We start from the raw sequence: 16216 nt of genomic DNA on the forward strand, positions 1-16216 counted from the left end.
TTTCACAAAAGTTCCGCCCGCCAACGCTGATGTGCCGCGTCGAAGCTAATTTGTGAGCGCGCACCGGAAATCGGGGCAACGGACACCCCTCGTGAACTGCTCCTCTCGCCTTTGACAGGTCATCATCCTAAGCAATGCTTCTGTGTGCGGCGCGAATTCGCGCTTGCCGATCTCGTTAAAATACCGTTAATTTCGTCTCTGCCGGGCATGATGCCACGGTGTGACGAAGATGGGACGGACAGGGTCGACACGCGCAATATGAAGACATTGTCCATCGAAGTGCGCCCCGGCCTGCCGAGAGACGCCGCCGAAATCTCGCAGGTTCACCGTCTTTCCTGGCTGCACACCTATTCCGGCCTGATCCCCCATCGCCCGCTGAACGAGATGGTCGATCGCCGCAATGCGAACTGGTGGCGCAAGGCAACCGGCGGACCCTCCACGCTTCTCATCATCGAAGTCGCCGGCGTCATTGCCGGCTATGCAACGCTCGGTCTGTCCCGTTCCCGCGCTTTGCCGCAGGAAGGCGAGGTCTACGAGATCTATTTCCGCCCGGAATATCAGGGCATCGGCCTTGGCCGCATCCTCTTCGGCGAGGCGAGCAGCCTCTTGAAATCGCTCGGCTGCCGCGGCCTCGTCGTCTGGTGCCTGGAGGACAGCGCGCAGGCCGATCGCTTCTTCCGCAATGCCGGCGGCCGCGACGCCTGCGAAGGCATGGAGGATTTCGGCGGAAAGAGCTTGAAGAAGATCGGCTACGTCTGGAGCTGACGCGCACTGCCGACAAAGCTCTAAAATCGATAAAAGGGTCGCTCTTTAACCTCTTTGCCTACAAATGAACGCTTCAGACCGCCGCTGATATTGCACAACGGCAGGTTTGGCTTTATCGGACGTCAGTCCCACTTCAGGAGCATGGAGGCTTCATGCGTATTGACGCAATCTCGATCGGAAAGAACCCCCCGGAAGACATCAATGTCATCGTGGAGGTTCCCGTTGGCGGCCATCCGATCAAGTACGAGATGGACAAGGAAGCCGGCACGCTCGTCGTCGACCGCTTTCTCTACACGCCCATGACCTATCCGGGCAATTACGGCTTCGTACCGCATACGCTGTCCGACGATGGCGACCCGATCGACGTCCTGATCGCCAGCACGCGACCGCTCGTCCCCGGCTGTGTCATCAACGTCCGCCCGATCGGCGTGATGATGATGGAAGACAATTCCGGCAAGGATGAAAAGATCATCGCCGTGCCGAGCGCGCACCTGACCAAGCGTTACGACAAGGTCAAGGAATATACCGACCTGCCGGAAATCACGCTGCAGCAGATCGAGCACTTCTTCGAACACTACAAGGATCTGGAGCCCGGCAAGTGGGTCAAGATCTTCGGCTGGAAGGACGCGACCGTCGCCCGCCAACTGATCGTCGAAGCGATCGAGCGCGCAAAGACCGTCAAGTAAGGTCTGCCGTATCGACATTTCGAAAGCCGCGTCCTGCACGGGACGCGGCTTTTTTCATGCGGGATTTCAGGCTGCAGCCGGAAGCCACGATATCGTGTCAGCGACTGATCCGCGTCGAGAGCACGATCGACGACAAGGTCTTCTCCACCCCCTCGATCGTCCCGATCCGGTCGATCACGAGGTCGAGCGCGCTGATCGACGCCGCCTCGACGATGGCGATCAGGTCGAAGCTGCCGCTGACAGAATAGACGATGCGCACCGCCTGCATCGCTTCCAGATCGCGCGTCACCCGTGGCAACGCCCTAGCCGCAAGCGTGATGAGGATATGCGCCCGCACCAGCCCGCGCTCGTAGTCGCTGGAGAGGCGCACACCATAGCCGGTGATCACCCCGTCCCGCTCCAGCCGCTCCAGCCGTGCCTGCACGGTGGTCCGCGAGAGCCCGAGCTTTCGCGCCAGCACGGCCGTCGGCATGCGCGCATTCTCGCTGAGCAGCGCGAGAAGGCTGCGGTCGCTGTCGGTGATGCTCATATCGACCAATCCCCTCGGCGAAATGCCGAATGTGATGCGTTCTTTTGCACGGATCGGCGCTTCTGGACAACACCGCCCCGGTGCATGCTGTGCGGAAATTCGAGAAGGGGAACAGCATGAAGACCATCATCGTCATCGGAGCCGGCAAGATCGGCGCCACCATCGCACATCTGCTCGCGACCTCCGGCGACTATGCCGTCATCGTGGCCGACCGGAGCGAGGAGCAGTTGACGCGGCTCGGAACGCATCCCGCGCTGTCGGTCAGAACCGTCGATATCGCCGACGCCACCGCGATGGACGCCTTGCTGACGGGCGCCTTCGCCGTCCTCAGTGCCGCACCCTTCCACCTCACGGTCGAAATCGCCGCGTCCGCAGCACGCTGCGGTGTCCACTATCTGGATCTCACGGAAGACGTCGAATCCACGCGCCAGGTCAAGAGGCTGGCGGAGGAGGCGACGAGTGCCTTCATTCCGCAATGCGGCCTTGCACCGGGCTTCATCTCTATCGTTGCGCAGGATCTCGCCGCCCGCTTCGACACGCTCGACAGCGTGCGCATGCGCGTCGGCGCCCTGCCGCAATACCCATCCAACGCGCTCAACTACAACCTGACCTGGAGCACGGACGGTGTCATCAACGAATATATCGAGCCCTGCGAAGCCATCGTCGAGGGGCGCCTGACGGCGGTGCCGGCGCTGGAGGAGCGCGAGGAATTCTCGCTCGATGGCGTCACCTACGAGGCGTTCAACACCTCGGGCGGTCTCGGCACGCTCTGCGAGACCCTCGCCGGGCGCGTGCGGACGCTGAACTACCGCACAATCCGCTATCCCGGCCATGCCGCGATCATGAAGGCGCTTCTCAACGATCTCGGTCTGCGCCACCGCCGGGAGGTACTGAAGGACATTCTGGAGAACGCGCTGCCGGCAACCACCCAGGATGTGGTCATCGTCTTCGTCACCGTGTCCGGCCATCGCGACGGGCGGCTCGTTCAAGAGACCTATGCGAACAAGATTTATAGTGGCGTCGTTGCCGGCCGCATGATGAGCGCGATCCAGATCACGACGGCCGCCAGCATCTGCGCCGTGCTCGACATGCTCGCAGCCGGCGACCTGCCCGCCTCGGGGTTTATCCGCCAGGAAGACATCGCCCTCGACGCCTTCCTCGCAAACCGCTTCGGCCGCCACTATGCCGACAGCCGCTTCACCGAGAAGCTTGCAGGCTAAATTGCCAGGCCGGCCTCAGAGCCGGCCGAACTCGTCGTCCAGGCGAACCGTATCGTCGTCGGAGAGATAGGACCCCGTCTGGACCTCGATGAGCTCCAGCGGGATCTTGCCCGGGTTGGCAAGCCGATGGGTGACGCCCTGCGGTACATAGATGGACTCGTTTTCGTTGAGAAGCCGCGTCTCGTCGCCCAGCGTCACCTCCGCCGTCCCTTTCACCACCACCCAGTGCTCCGAGCGGTGGAAGTGCTTCTGCAGCGAGATCTTGCGCCCGGGTGCGATCGACAACCGCTTGACCTCGAATCTCTCGCCGCTGAGCACCGAGGAGACCGAGCCCCATGGCTTGTAAGAGGTCGGATGAACCTCCGTCAGGCTGCGGGTCGCCTCCGAGCGTGCGAGTGCCTTGACGATCTGGCCAACGTTCTGGCTGTCGGCAAGACGGCCGACATATACCGCATCCTCGCTGGCAATGACGGCGATATCGTCAAGGCCATGGACGGACACATGAATGTCGCGCGAGAGAACCAGCGAATTGCGGGTATCCGAAACACTGGCCTTCTGGCCAACGACGTTGCCAGCCGCATCCTTCTCGCCAACGGCCCAGACCGAGTCCCAGCTGCCGAGATCCGACCAGGGGAAAGACGAGGGAACGACGGCCGCATGGGCCGTGCGTTCGAACACCGCGTAATCGACCGAAATATCCGGCGCCTGCGAAAAGGCCTCCGCATCCAGCCGCTCGAAATCCAGATCGCGTCGCGAAGCATCGACGGCCGCGCGCGCGCTGGCGTGCACCTCTGGTGCGAACTTTGCGAGATCGGCGAGGAAAAGGCGGATCGGCAGCATGAACATGCCGGAATTCCAGAGATAGCGGCCCGTTGCCAGCAGCGCCTCGGCCTTCTCCCGGTCCGGCTTCTCGACAAATCGCGCAACCGTCCGGGCACCCCCGGCAAGCTCCTCACCCGTCTCGATATAGCCATAGCCCGTTGCCGGCTCGGTCGGTGTAATGCCGAAGGTAACCAGCATGCCAGCCGCCGCCGTATTGCGCGCAAGCCGGATGCAATCGTTATAGGTCTCGTTCGCATCGATTTCGTGGTCGGAAGCCAGCACCTGAATGATGGCTTCGTCGCCATGGTCGCGGGCCACGACGAAGGCTGCAGCCGCCAGTGCCGGCGCCGTGTTGCGCGCAACCGGCTCCAAGAGGATCGAGGACAGACGCGCGCCGACGGCCTGCGCCTGTTCCGCGACGATGAAGCGGAACTCGGCATTGGTCACGATAACGGCGGGCTCGTAAATCTCCGGATCCGAGACGCGCTGCAACGTCTTCTGGAACAGCGAGTGCTCGCTGAGGAACTGCAGGAACTGCTTCGGGGCGGTCGAGCGGGACAGCGGCCACAGCCGCGTTCCCTTGCCGCCGGCCATGATCACCGGGACGATCTTTGCAGCCATTACCATGTCCTTCCCTGCCTCCGCGGCATTGAGCTTGCGTGCAAGCATTGTCGCAACCCGTTGGATGCCTGCTCGCTCGAGCGCGTTCGACAAGCGCTAACGGAGGTATAAATTGCTGTTAAAACGGATGTCCATCGTCCGTCTGCCTAAGGTGACAGACAGGCGTAACATATGCCCATTCCCGATGGCCGGAATAGGGACATAAAAAAACCGGCCGAAGCCGGTTTTCGTCGTCTCGGTCAGCCCGAGACCGTCTCGTTGAGCTGCGTGAGCTCGGAGAGGAAGTTTTCGATCTTCGTGCGGTGCTCGTCGCCGTGATGCGGCTGGTCGAGTTCGGCACGGGCCGCCTCGATCCGGCGCTCTACGAGCGCGACATCGAATTCGCTGACCGGCACGGCCGACTCGGCAAGAACGGTGCAGCCGGTCGGCAGGATGTCGGCGAAGCCGCCGAACACGACATAGCGGTTCGTCTCGCCGCTCGCCGTTTTCACGGTGATGACGCCCGGCTTGATCGTCGTCATGGTCGGTGCGTGATTGGCCATGATGGTCATCTCGCCTTCCGTTGCCGGAATGACGACTTCGCTGACCTGCTCGGAAAGCAGCAGACGCTCCGGGGAAACGAGCTCGAGTTTGAAATCAGCCATATCAATTCAGCGAATAGCGAATAGCGAACAGGTTGAGAAAACCATCCCGCAAATATTCACCTATCCCTATTCGCTACTCCCTATTCGCTATTCGCTTCGATTAAGCGGCTTCAGCAGCCAGGCGCTTGGCCTTTTCAACGGCTTCGTCCATCGAGCCGACCATGTAGAAGGCGGCTTCCGGGAGATGGTCATATTCGCCGTTGACGAGGCCCTTGAAGCCCTTGATCGTGTCTTCGAGAGCGACCAGCTTGCCCGGCGCACCGGTGAAGACTTCGGCCACGAAGAACGGCTGCGACAGGAAGCGCTCGATCTTGCGGGCGCGGGCGACCGACAGCTTGTCGTCTTCCGACAGTTCGTCCATGCCCAGGATGGCGATGATGTCCTGAAGCGACTTGTAGCGCTGCAAAGTCGTCTGCACCTTACGGGCAACTTCATAATGCTCTTCGCCGACAACCATCGGGTCGAGCATGCGCGAGGTCGAGTCGAGCGGATCCACGGCCGGGTAGATGCCCTTTTCGGCGATCGAGCGCGACAGAACCGTCGTTGCGTCCAGGTGGGCGAACGAGGTTGCAGGCGCCGGGTCGGTCAAGTCGTCGGCGGGAACGTAGATGGCCTGAACCGAGGTGATCGAACCCTTGGTCGTGGTCGTGATGCGTTCCTGCATCTGGCCCATGTCCGTTGCGAGCGTCGGCTGATAGCCAACGGCCGACGGGATACGGCCAAGCAGAGCGGACACTTCGGAACCGGCCTGCGTGAAGCGGAAGATGTTGTCCACGAAGAACAGAACGTCCTGACCTTCGTCGCGGAACTGTTCGGCGATGGTCAGACCCGTCAGAGCCACGCGAGCGCGTGCGCCCGGCGGTTCGTTCATCTGGCCGTAGACGAGCGCGGCCTTCGAGCCTTCGCCGCCGCCATGCTTGTTCACGCCCGACTCGATCATTTCGTGATAGAGGTCGTTACCTTCGCGCGTGCGCTCGCCGACACCGGCAAACACCGAGTAACCGCCATGCGCCTTGGCGACGTTGTTGATCAATTCCATGATCAGAACCGTCTTCCCCACGCCGGCGCCGCCGAACAGGCCGATCTTGCCGCCACGAGCGTAAGGCGCGAGCAGATCGACGACCTTGATGCCGGTGACGAGGATCTGTGCTTCCGTCGACTGCTCGACATAGGACGGCGCTTCCTGGTGAATGGAGCGCTTGCCCGACGTGATCAGCGGACCGGCTTCGTCGACCGGCTCGCCGATGACGTTCATGATGCGGCCGAGCGTTTCCAGACCGACGGGAACCGTGATCGGGGCGCCGGTGTCCGACACCTTCTGGCCACGGACGAGACCTTCGGTCGAGTCCATCGCGATGGTGCGAACGGCGTTTTCGCCGAGGTGCTGGGCCACTTCGAGAACCAGGCGCGAACCGTTATTATCGGTTTCGAGCGCGTTCAGGATCGAAGGCAGCTGGCCTTCTTCGAAAGCAACGTCGACGACAGCGCCGATAACCTGCGTGACGCGGCCGACGGCAGCGGTCGTCGCTGCGATGTAGTTCGGGGTCGCTGTATCAGCCATGTTCTTACCCTCTTGTCCTAACCTTAGAGCGCTTCCGCGCCCGAAATGATCTCGATGAGTTCCTTGGTGATCTGAGCCTGGCGCTGGCGGTTGTAGCTCAGCGTCAGCTTGTTGATCATCTCACCGGCATTGCGCGTGGCATTGTCCATCGCGCTCATCTTCGCGCCCATTTCGCCCGCGACGTTCTCGAGCAGTGCCCGGAACACCTGGACCGAAATATTGCGCGGAATGAGGTCGCTCAGGATCTCGCCCGCATCCGGCTCGTATTCGTAGATAGCAGCAGAACCGGTATCAGCCGATGCTGCTGCGGGCACGGCGGCAGGGATGAGCTGCAGCGCCGTCGGAACCTGGCTGATCACCGACTTGAATTCGGAGTAGAACAGGGTGCAGACGTCGAACTCGCCCTTTTCAAACAGGCCGATGACCTTCTTGCCGATCTGATCGGCATTCTCGAAGCCGATCTTCTTGACCTCGCGCAGATCGACGCGGTCGATGATCAGCGACGCGAATTCGCGGCGAAGGATGTCGTAGCCCTTCTTGCCGACGCAGATGATCTTGACCGTCTTGCCGTCGGCCAGCAGCTTGCGGATGTGATCGCGCGCAAAACGCGCGATCTGGCTGTTGAAGCCCCCGCAAAGACCACGTTCCGCCGTGCAGACGACCAGGAGATGCGTCTTGTCGCGACCGGTGCCCGTCATCAGCAGGGGCGCGCTATCGTCCGTGCCGACCGCCTGAGCGATGTTCGACAGGACGATGCTCATCCGCTGCGAGTACGGCCGGGCGGCCTCGGCCGCCTCCTGCGCACGCCGAAGCTTCGCCGCGGCGACCATTTTCATCGCCCTGGTGATCTTCTGCGTCGCCTTGACGGAGGCGATCCGGTTCTTCAGATCCTTAAGAGAAGGCATCCAGTATCCGTCCTAGGTAGCGTCTGCGGGTGCGTCTTTGAGCAGACGATCAGGAAAAGGTCTTCGCGAAAGCGTCGATAGCCGCCTTCAGCTTCGCCTTGGTGTCGTCCGAAATCGCCTTTTCGGTGCGGATCGTGTCGAGCACGCCCTTACCTTCGGAGCGCATGTAGGATAGCAGACCCTGCTCGAAAGGACCGACCTTGTTGACGGCGATCTTGTCGAGGTAGCCGTTAACGCCGGCAAAGATCACCGCAACCTGTTCTTCCGTCTTCAGCGGCGAGAACTGCGGCTGCTTCAGAAGTTCGGTCAGGCGCGCACCGCGGTTCAGCAGGCGCTGCGTCGAGGCATCGAGGTCCGAGCCGAACTGTGCGAAGGCCGCCATTTCGCGGTACTGCGCAAGCTCACCCTTGATCGAACCGGCAACCTGCTTCATCGCCTTGACCTGCGCGGCGGAGCCGACGCGCGAGACCGAGAGGCCGACATTCACGGCCGGGCGGATGCCCTGGTAGAACAGGTCGGTTTCGAGGAAGATCTGGCCGTCGGTGATCGAGATCACGTTGGTCGGAATGAACGCCGAAACGTCGTTGCCCTGCGTTTCGATGACGGGGAGAGCGGTCAGCGAACCGGCGCCCTTTTCGTCCGAAAGCTTGGCAGCGCGCTCGAGAAGGCGCGAATGCAGATAGAACACGTCGCCCGGATAGGCTTCGCGGCCCGGCGGACGGCGCAGCAGCAGCGACATCTGGCGGTAGGAAACGGCCTGCTTGGACAGATCGTCATAGCCGATCAGCGCGTGCATGCCGTTGTCGCGGAAGTATTCGCCCATCGCGCAGCCGGCGAACGGTGCGAGATACTGCATCGGAGCCGGGTCGGAGGCCGTAGCGGCAACGATGATCGAGTACTGCAGGGCGCCGCGCTCTTCGAGCACCTTGACGAACTGCGCAACGGTCGAGCGCTTCTGGCCGATGGCGACGTAGACGCAGAAAAGCTTTTCGCTTTCCGGGCCGCTGTCGTGAATGGCCTTCTGGTTCAGGATCGCGTCGAGAATGATCGCGGTCTTGCCGGTCTGGCGGTCGCCGATGACGAGCTCGCGCTGGCCGCGGCCGACGGGGATGAGGGCATCGATGGCCTTGAGGCCGGTCGACATCGGCTCATGCACCGACTTGCGCGGAATGATGCCAGGAGCCTTCACGTCGACGCGCGAGCGGCGCGTTGCGTTGATCGGGCCCTTGCCGTCGATCGGGTTGCCGAGAGCATCGACCACGCGGCCGAGCAGCTCGGGACCGACCGGAACGTCCACGATGGCGCCGGTCCGCTTGACGGTGTCGCCTTCCTTGATGGCCCGGTCCGAGCCGAAGATGACGACGCCGACATTGTCGGCTTCGAGGTTGAGCGCCATGCCGCGCACGCCGCCGGGAAACTCGACCATTTCGCCCGCCTGGACGTTGTCGAGACCGTAAACGCGGGCGATGCCGTCACCGACGGACAGAACCTGGCCGACTTCGGAGACCTCAGCCTCTTGGCCGAAGTTTTTGATCTGATCTTTGAGAATTGCGGAAATTTCCGCGGCGCGGATATCCATCAGCCGACCTCTTTCAGTGCAAGCTTAAGGCTCGAGAGCTTTGTGCGAAGGGAAGTGTCAATTTGGCGGGACCCGACCTTGACGATCAAACCACCGAGAATAGACGGATCGACGGTGACGTTGATCGCCACCTCTTTGCCGGTGACGCCCTTGAGCGCCGCCTTCAATTCAGTCTGCTGCTGATCGCTCAGCGCATGAGCCGAGGTGACCTCGGCAGAAACTTCGCCACGATGGCGGGCGGCCGTCTCGCGGTACGACCGGACGATGCCCGGGACGGCGAAGAGACGGCGGTTGCGGGCGACGACCTTGAGGAAGTTGCCCACGAGACCGGTGAGACCGGCTTTTTCGGCAATCGCGGAGATCGCCTTGAACTGGTCTTCAGCCGAAAAGACCGGGCTGAGGATGAGGCGCTTGAGATCGGCGCTGTCGTCGATCATCGCCTGAAAACGATCGAGATCGGCCTGCACGTTTTCGACCGAGCCGGCTTCCTGCGCCAGATCGAAAAGCGACGACGCGTATCTTTCTGCAACACCGGAAATATGGTCGGACGTTTTTGCCACGAGCGCGCTTCTCTTGCTATGATCCAAGAGCGATCTTCGGACGAACCGAAAACCGAACACATTGAATTTGTTGCTATATCCTCAAGGACATCCTGGCCTGACAGGCCCGGCTCCCCCACGAAGTCGCGGTTCGTCTAGCATAGGAAAATTGGACTCGCAACACGCGAGGGGAGCGATTGCACGAACCTTGGGCCAAATTCTGCCCAAAAGCGGGAGTGTGATGGCCTCGGCGAGGTGTAAAGCGGGGTCTCGACCTTACAGGAAGCCGAAAACATAGGCCAATGGCAGGATGGCCAGCACCATTTGCACGAGAACAAAGAGCCAGTTCACGAGCGTGTTACCTTGATCCGACAGCATCGACAGGATGCGCCCGAAAGCGGCGAGTGCGAAGGCCGAGCCGAGCGCGAGATAGACCATGGGCTGGGCGAGCACGATCGCGGCGAGGCCGAGACCGAGCGGAAAGCCGCCGAGCGTCGAGCGCGCCTCGGCATAGCCGCCGCGCCGGCCTTCCCGCAGCGAAAGCCCCACGGCCCGGAACGAGAGGCCCGGTGCGAAGAGGAAGAACAGCCCCATGACGCAGGTCGCCACGGCGCTGAGGAAGGCGAGGAACTCGCCGGTCTCGGTCGGTATATACAGATCCATCGCCGCGATCCCATGCGCCTGTCATCGTCCGGCATAGTGCCGACTTTGCGAAGATTTAGAGCAAGTGGGCGCGGAAGGGAATCGCTCTCGACCAGCCTCAGAGGAAACTTTGCGGATCGATATCGAGCTGGACCGATACCGAACCGCGCACTTTGGGTCCGGCCGCGATCATGGCCCGCATGAAGGCCTGCATGTCGCTGTTGCGCCGGCCGTGGACGAGAAGCCGGAACCGATGGCGTCCGCGAACGACTGCCAGCGCCGCTTCGGCAGGTCCGAGCACGGTGATGCCGGAAACCTGGGGTGCGGCCTGACGAAGGCCGCGCGCATGCGTCTCCGCGTCAGTCCGCGTGTCGGCGGAGACAATGACGGAGGCAAGCCGCCCGAACGGCGGCAGCACCGCCCGCTCGCGTTCGCCGATCTCGCGCTCGTAAAACGCCTCGGCATCGCCGGAGACGATCGCCTGCATCACCGGATGCTGCGGCTGGTAGGTCTGCAACAGCCCGCGGCTCTTCAGCCCCGTTCGCCCGGCGCGCCCCGTCACCTGGCTCAAGAGCTGGAACGTCCTCTCGGCCGCCCGGGGGTCGCCATTGGCCAGTCCGATATCCGCGTCCACGATGCCGACGCAGGTCATCATTGGAAAATTATGGCCTTTCGCGACGAGCTGCGTGCCCACGACGATATCGGCCTCCCCCTTGGCGATAGCCTCGAGTTCCAGCCGCAGGCGCTTCACGCCCATCAGGTCGGAGGACAGCACGATGGTACGCGCTTGCGGAAAATGCCGATCCACCTCCTCGGCGATCCGCTCCACGCCGGGCCCGCAGGCGACGAGATGATCGAACGTGCCGCATTCCGGGCAGGCCTCCGGCGTGCGCTCGGCATAACCGCAATGATGGCACTGGATCTGGTTGCGGAACCGGTGTTCGACAAGCCAGCTCGAACAGTTGGGGCACTGGAAGCGATGTCCGCAGACGCGGCAGAGCGTCAGCGGCGCATAGCCTCGCCGGTTGAGGAAGAGCAGCGCCTGCTCGCCCTTCTCCACCGCCTTACCGATGGCCGAAAGCAGCACCGGCGACAGGAAGCCGCCGCGCTCCGGCGGGTGCCGGCGCATATCGATCAGGCCGAGATCCGGCATGGCGGCGGCCCCGAAGCGGGTGCGCAGATGGATGGGCCGGTAGCGCCCGACCTCGCCATTGACCCGGCTTTCCACCGATGGCGTCGCCGAGACCAGCACGACAGGAAAATCGCCGAGCCTTGCCCGCACCACCGCCATGTCGCGCGCATTGTAGAACACGCGGTCTTCCTGCTTGTAGGCGGGGTCGTGCTCTTCATCGACGATGATGAGGCCGAGATCCTCGAACGGCAGGAACAACGCCGAACGCGCACCGGCCACCACCCGCACGCCGCCTTCGGTCACCTGCCGCCACACCTTTTCGCGGGTGCGGGGCGCGAGATCCGAATGCCATTCCGCAGGCTTTGCGCCGAAGCGCTTCTCGAATCGATCGAGGAAGGCGGCCGTCAGAGCGATTTCCGGCAGGAGGATCAGCACCTGCCGGCCCTGCCGCAAGGTTTCGGCGATGGCCTCGAAATAGACCTCCGTTTTGCCGGACCCCGTCACGCCGTCGATCAGCGAGACGGAGAATGTCTTTTGCGCCGCCGACGCGATCAGCGTATCCGCCGCCTCGCGCTGGATCTCCTCCAGCTCGGTCACGGCATAGTCCGCGTCGGGCGCGGCCACCACGGGCGGCGGCGGCATGAAGGCGGTCTCGAACACGCCTTGGGACCGCAGGCCTTCCACCACGCTGGTCGAGACGCCGGCGGCATGCGCAAGGCCCGAGCGCGTCCAGAAGAGACCGTCGGCCGCCGTTTCCACCACACGCGTCCGCGCCGGCGTCATCCGGTCCGGGCGCCGGTCGGTCAGCCGCAGCCCCTCCACCATCGGCTCGGGATCGAACGCCGCAGGCACGCGCAGCGCCATGCGCGCCACCAGCCCGGGCGGCGACAGCGTGTAGGCGGCGACCCAGTCGAGAAAAGCGCGCATATCCTGTGATAGCGGCGGGCAATCGAAGACCTGTGTAATGGATTTCAGCTTCTTCGGATCGACGGCCGGCCCGTCGGTCGTATCCCAGACGACGCCCGCGACCTGTCGCGGCCCGAGCGGCACCTGCACGATCGAACCCGGCTGGATCGCCATGCCGTCCGGCACCCGATAGGAATAGGCCTTGTCCGCGGGCATGGGCACCAGAACCGGCACGACCCTGCCCGGCGCCTCGGGGCAAGCCTTGTCCCCGAACAGATCAATCGAATCGCCCGTCATCGCGGCGGACATTGCTCCCGTGGGCGCCGAAAGGAAAGAGGCCGCCGTTCAGCGCCCGTTTTCAGATCTCGGCCGGGGCGGTTAGCCGGCCTGCGATGGTCGGGCTATCGACGGCAGCCTTTACAGGCTTCAGGGGCTGGAACACGGCATCACCGTCGCGCGCCAGATCCGTCACCGTATGCCGCTCCAGCGCGCGGGTCACCTCGGCCGTATCCCCGTCCAGTGCGTCGGGCGGAATGAGATGGCCGACGGTCATGTCGAAGACGTTGCCCTTCTTGTTGAGCAGCTCGTGGAACACCGTCATGTCGCGCAGCTCGGTCGACCATTTCGCCAGCCAGTAGAACAGGCCGGAATTGCGGGCCTGCATATGCACCGGCAGGATGGCGAGGTTGTGCTTGCGGGCGAAGCCGACGACGGAGGTCTTCCAGGGGCGCTCGTTCAGCCGCCCGTCCGCCCAGTAGGCGATACGGCCCGAGGGAAACAGCACAGTGGCCTTTCCCTCGGCGATCGCGCGGTTCGTCACCTGCAGCGTCTCGCGCGCCTTCAGCTTGCTTTTGTGCTCGTCGCGCCATTCCACCGGGATGACCATCTCCACGAACCGCGGATTGACGCGGATCGCATCCCGGTTGGCAAAGAACATCATGTCCGGCCGGCGTGCCTTCAACAGGTCGAACACCGCGACACCGTCGGCAATGCCGGTTGGGTGGTTGCTGACGAGCAGGAACCCGCCGTTGCGCGGAATCCGTTCTTCATGCGCCACACGAATGTCGAGCGATAGCGTGTCGCTGAGATACTGGAAGGCCTGGAAACCCGGCAGGTTGGCGACGCCGTTCGCAAATTCCAGCGCCTTGCGGTAGTTCAGCAGCGTGTAGAGCGCCGGCCGCATGACGGGCCAGAGCGGGTGGTGGACGATGCGCTGTCCGCGCTCGGCGATCAGCGTATCCACGATATGGCCGGGCTGCCCCTGGGAGACGAGCGACACCGCTTCCGCGAACTGAGAGAAACCGCCTGCCGAGCCCTGTCTGGTCATTGTCGTCCCGCCGCCGCATCTCGCTCACCTATGGCAAATGAATATGATTGAGCGATGACGGATTCCAAGAGGACGTTAGCAATTCGGCAAGAGGTGTGCGCCCAGACTTGATGTTTCCTCGGCAGGCAAGGGCTTCGACATGAATGCGTTTCTGGTGATCGGCGATGCCGTGCTGATGGCTGAGCGAGAAGCGTGGCTGAAGGCGCTGTCGAACGAGCGGCGGCTGTCAGACAAGACGGTCGAGGCCTATGAGCGCGATACGCGCCAGTTCCTCGCCTTCCTCACGGGCCACCTCGCCGGCCCTCCAAAACTGTCGGACATCAAGGCGCTGCGGCCGGGCGACCTGCGCGGTTTCCTCGCCACCCGCCGACGCGATGGCGCGGGTGCCCGCACGCTCGGACGCGGGCTTGCCGGGCTGCGGTCCTTCCTGCGCCATCTGGAGCGCAAGGGGCTGGTCAACGCGGCCGGCGCCGGCGCGATTCGATCCCCCAAGCAGCCAAAATCCCTGCCGAAGCCGCTGACCGATCGGGATGCGCTGGCCGTAGTCGCAAGCGATGCCCAACTGAGCGAGGAGCCCTGGATCGCCACCCGCAACGAGGCCGTGCTGACGCTGCTCTATGGCTGCGGCCTGCGCATTTCCGAAGCGCTCGGCCTGACCGCCGACGATGTCGCGGGGACTCCGCGCGCGCTGCGCGTCACCGGCAAGGGCGGCAAGACCCGCATCGTGCCGCTGATCGCGCCTGCGCTCGATGCCGTGCACCGCTATCTCGCGCTCTGCCCCTATGCGGCTGAGGGCAACGACCTGATCTTCCGCGGTGCGAAAGGCGGCGTCCTGCAGCCGGCGATCATCCAGCGCGAGATGCAGCGCCTGCGCGGGGCGCTGGGCCTGCCCGATACGGCGACGCCCCATGCCCTGCGGCACTCCTTCGCAACGCATCTGCTGGCCGGCGGCGGCGATCTGCGCACCATTCAGGAACTGCTCGGCCATGCCAGCCTGTCGAGCACCCAGATCTATACCGGCGTCGATTCCGCCCGCCTGCTGGATATCTACGATCGCGCCCATCCACGCGCGTGAGACAAAGCCAAAACGGCATTAACCATGCACCTTAATCCGCTCGTGACGTCTCCGCCGCTAGGGTGACGGGAACCGTGAAGGAAAGGACGACCCGTGCCCGCGACGACCCCGACGAGACGCCCCCTTCCGACACATCTTGCCCGCTCCCTTGTCGACAACCTCGTCTCCCTCGCGGCACTCCTCCCCGTCATCCTTCTCGCAGCACTCGTCGCCGCCTTTTTCAGCATCGGCCGCGCCCAGGCGCAAGAGATCGCCTGCAACGGTGTGAACCTGCTCGAAAGCTGGGAAAAGTCCGACCCGGGCAGCGTCAAGAGCGTCGAGGCCGAAGCCGCGCTCGTGGTCAACGGGACGGGCAAGTTCTGGAAGATCGAGAAGCCGGGCATTCCCGCTTCCTACCTTCTGGGAACCATGCACGTCACCGACCCGCGCGTGCTCGCCATGCCGGAGGGTGCGCCCGAGGCCTTCGCAGGTGCCGCGACGGTCATCGTCGAATCGGACGAGGTCCTCGACGAGAAGAAGGCCCAGATAGCGCTGTTTTCGGACCCGAGCCTCACCATGTTCACCGATGGCAGCACGATCGAAAGCTATCTCGATGCAGACCAGAAGGCGATCCTGACCGAAGGCCTGAAAGCCCGCGGCCTGCCCCTGCCAGCCGTCGCCCGCATGAAGCCGTGGATGATCGCAAGCTTCGTCTCTCTGCCGCCTTGCGAACTGAGCCGGAAAGCCGGCGGGGCCCTCTTTCTCGACCAGAAGCTGGCGCGGGACGCCGTATCGCAGGGAAAGACCCTCAAGGGTCTGGAGACCATCGTCGAGCAGATCCGCGCGCTCGACGACCTGCCGATCGCCTTTCACATTTCGTCGCTGGTGGACATGCTCAAACTCGGAACGGCCGTCGAGGATGCCATGGAGACCACCACGGACCTGTATCTCGAAGGCCGGATCGCCACCATCATGCCCATGCTGAAGGCCGCCTCGCACATCATCGGAGGCGGCGACATGGAACAGCAATCCGTCGCCTTCGAGCAGCGCATCGTCACCGATCGCAACCATGTCATGGCGACGCGTGCCCGTCCGAGCCTCGATGCCGGCAACGTCTTCATGGCGGTCGGCGCCCTGCACCTGCCGGGCCCGGAAGGCGTGGTCGAGCTTCTCCGCAAGGACGGCTTCACGCTCACCGTCATGCCCTGAACCCCCTGTCGGACGAACGAAAGCGCCGCCTCCGGAAACCGGAAGCGGCGCTTGTCTATGCTTGAGACTGGTAGA

The 16216-nt window shown here is 63.4% G+C and carries 15 protein-coding genes; 5 read left to right on the top strand and 10 right to left on the bottom strand.

The window, feature by feature from the left end; all coding sequences use genetic code 11:
- Positions 1-258 precede the first annotated feature (258 nt).
- A complete protein-coding gene (locus tag G8E10_RS10085; RefSeq protein ID WP_110801023.1) occupies positions 259-765 on the top strand; it encodes a GNAT family N-acetyltransferase in 507 nt (168 codons plus the stop codon).
- Between the two features lie 152 nt (positions 766-917).
- On the top strand, positions 918-1451 hold the full coding sequence (gene ppa, locus G8E10_RS10090) for an inorganic diphosphatase (RefSeq protein ID WP_092930802.1): 534 nt from the start codon (positions 918-920) through the stop codon (positions 1449-1451).
- Between the two features lie 97 nt (positions 1452-1548).
- Here ppa and G8E10_RS10095 read toward each other — a convergent pair whose 3' ends face one another.
- Positions 1549-1980, bottom strand: a complete 432-nt coding sequence (locus G8E10_RS10095; RefSeq protein ID WP_167128471.1) for an Lrp/AsnC family transcriptional regulator — start codon at positions 1978-1980, stop codon at positions 1549-1551.
- A gap of 89 nt (positions 1981-2069) precedes the next feature.
- On the opposite strand from G8E10_RS10095, the gene G8E10_RS10100 reads away from it, so the two are divergent.
- The gene (locus tag G8E10_RS10100) at positions 2070-3200 is read left to right on the top strand and encodes a saccharopine dehydrogenase family protein (RefSeq protein ID WP_343289716.1); all 1131 of its coding nucleotides are present in this window, start codon (positions 2070-2072) and stop codon (positions 3198-3200) included.
- Positions 3201-3215: 15 nt separating this feature from the next.
- Here the strand turns inward: G8E10_RS10100 and G8E10_RS10105 are convergent, their stop codons facing one another.
- The 9 genes from G8E10_RS10105 to G8E10_RS10145 all read right to left on the bottom strand — a co-directional run bounded on the left by G8E10_RS10105 (position 3216) and on the right by G8E10_RS10145 (position 13878).
- Positions 3216-4643 carry a mannose-1-phosphate guanylyltransferase/mannose-6-phosphate isomerase gene (locus tag G8E10_RS10105; RefSeq protein WP_167128476.1) on the bottom strand — a complete coding sequence of 476 codons (1428 nt, stop codon included), beginning with the start codon at positions 4641-4643 and terminating at the stop codon, positions 3216-3218.
- A gap of 239 nt (positions 4644-4882) precedes the next feature.
- A complete protein-coding gene (locus tag G8E10_RS10110; protein ID WP_132664767.1) occupies positions 4883-5287 on the bottom strand; it encodes a F0F1 ATP synthase subunit epsilon in 405 nt (134 codons plus the stop codon).
- 100 nt (positions 5288-5387) lie between these two features.
- Entirely contained in the window at positions 5388-6848 is a 1461-nt protein-coding gene (gene atpD, locus G8E10_RS10115) for a F0F1 ATP synthase subunit beta (RefSeq protein ID WP_110729873.1), read from the bottom strand.
- A 23-nt stretch (positions 6849-6871) separates the two neighbouring features.
- A complete protein-coding gene (locus G8E10_RS10120) occupies positions 6872-7753 on the bottom strand; it encodes a F0F1 ATP synthase subunit gamma (RefSeq protein WP_110729872.1) in 882 nt (293 codons plus the stop codon).
- 49 nt (positions 7754-7802) lie between these two features.
- The gene (atpA, locus tag G8E10_RS10125; protein ID WP_110729871.1) at positions 7803-9332 is read right to left on the bottom strand and encodes a F0F1 ATP synthase subunit alpha; all 1530 of its coding nucleotides are present in this window, start codon (positions 9330-9332) and stop codon (positions 7803-7805) included.
- Complete coding sequence (locus tag G8E10_RS10130; RefSeq protein WP_110735712.1) at positions 9332-9892, bottom strand: F0F1 ATP synthase subunit delta; 561 nt, start codon at positions 9890-9892, stop codon at positions 9332-9334. The genes atpA and G8E10_RS10130 overlap by 1 nt, the downstream gene beginning before the upstream one ends.
- 255 nt (positions 9893-10147) lie before the next feature.
- Positions 10148-10534: an AGROH133_08824 family phage infection protein gene (locus G8E10_RS10135; RefSeq protein ID WP_167128479.1), complete on the bottom strand. Its 387-nt coding sequence runs from the start codon at positions 10532-10534 to the stop codon at positions 10148-10150.
- Positions 10535-10631: 97 nt separating this feature from the next.
- Complete coding sequence (locus G8E10_RS10140; RefSeq protein WP_167128482.1) at positions 10632-12848, bottom strand: primosomal protein N'; 2217 nt, start codon at positions 12846-12848, stop codon at positions 10632-10634.
- Positions 12849-12909: 61 nt separating this feature from the next.
- A complete protein-coding gene (locus G8E10_RS10145; RefSeq protein WP_167128484.1) occupies positions 12910-13878 on the bottom strand; it encodes a GNAT family N-acetyltransferase in 969 nt (322 codons plus the stop codon).
- A gap of 139 nt (positions 13879-14017) precedes the next feature.
- Between G8E10_RS10145 and G8E10_RS10150 the strand changes: the two genes are divergently transcribed.
- Together G8E10_RS10150 and G8E10_RS10155 are read left to right on the top strand one after the other, a co-directional pair.
- Positions 14018-14953 (top strand): tyrosine recombinase XerC, encoded by a 936-nt coding sequence (locus G8E10_RS10150; RefSeq protein WP_167128487.1) that lies wholly within the window; start codon positions 14018-14020, stop codon positions 14951-14953.
- 93 nt (positions 14954-15046) lie between these two features.
- Positions 15047-16141 (top strand): TraB/GumN family protein, encoded by a 1095-nt coding sequence (locus G8E10_RS10155; RefSeq protein ID WP_132448714.1) that lies wholly within the window; start codon positions 15047-15049, stop codon positions 16139-16141.
- Positions 16142-16216: the final 75 nt, after the last annotated feature.

The organism is Ferranicluibacter rubi (assembly GCF_011603255.1).
In the GTDB taxonomy this organism is placed as follows: Bacteria; Pseudomonadota; Alphaproteobacteria; order Rhizobiales; family Rhizobiaceae; genus Ferranicluibacter; species Ferranicluibacter rubi.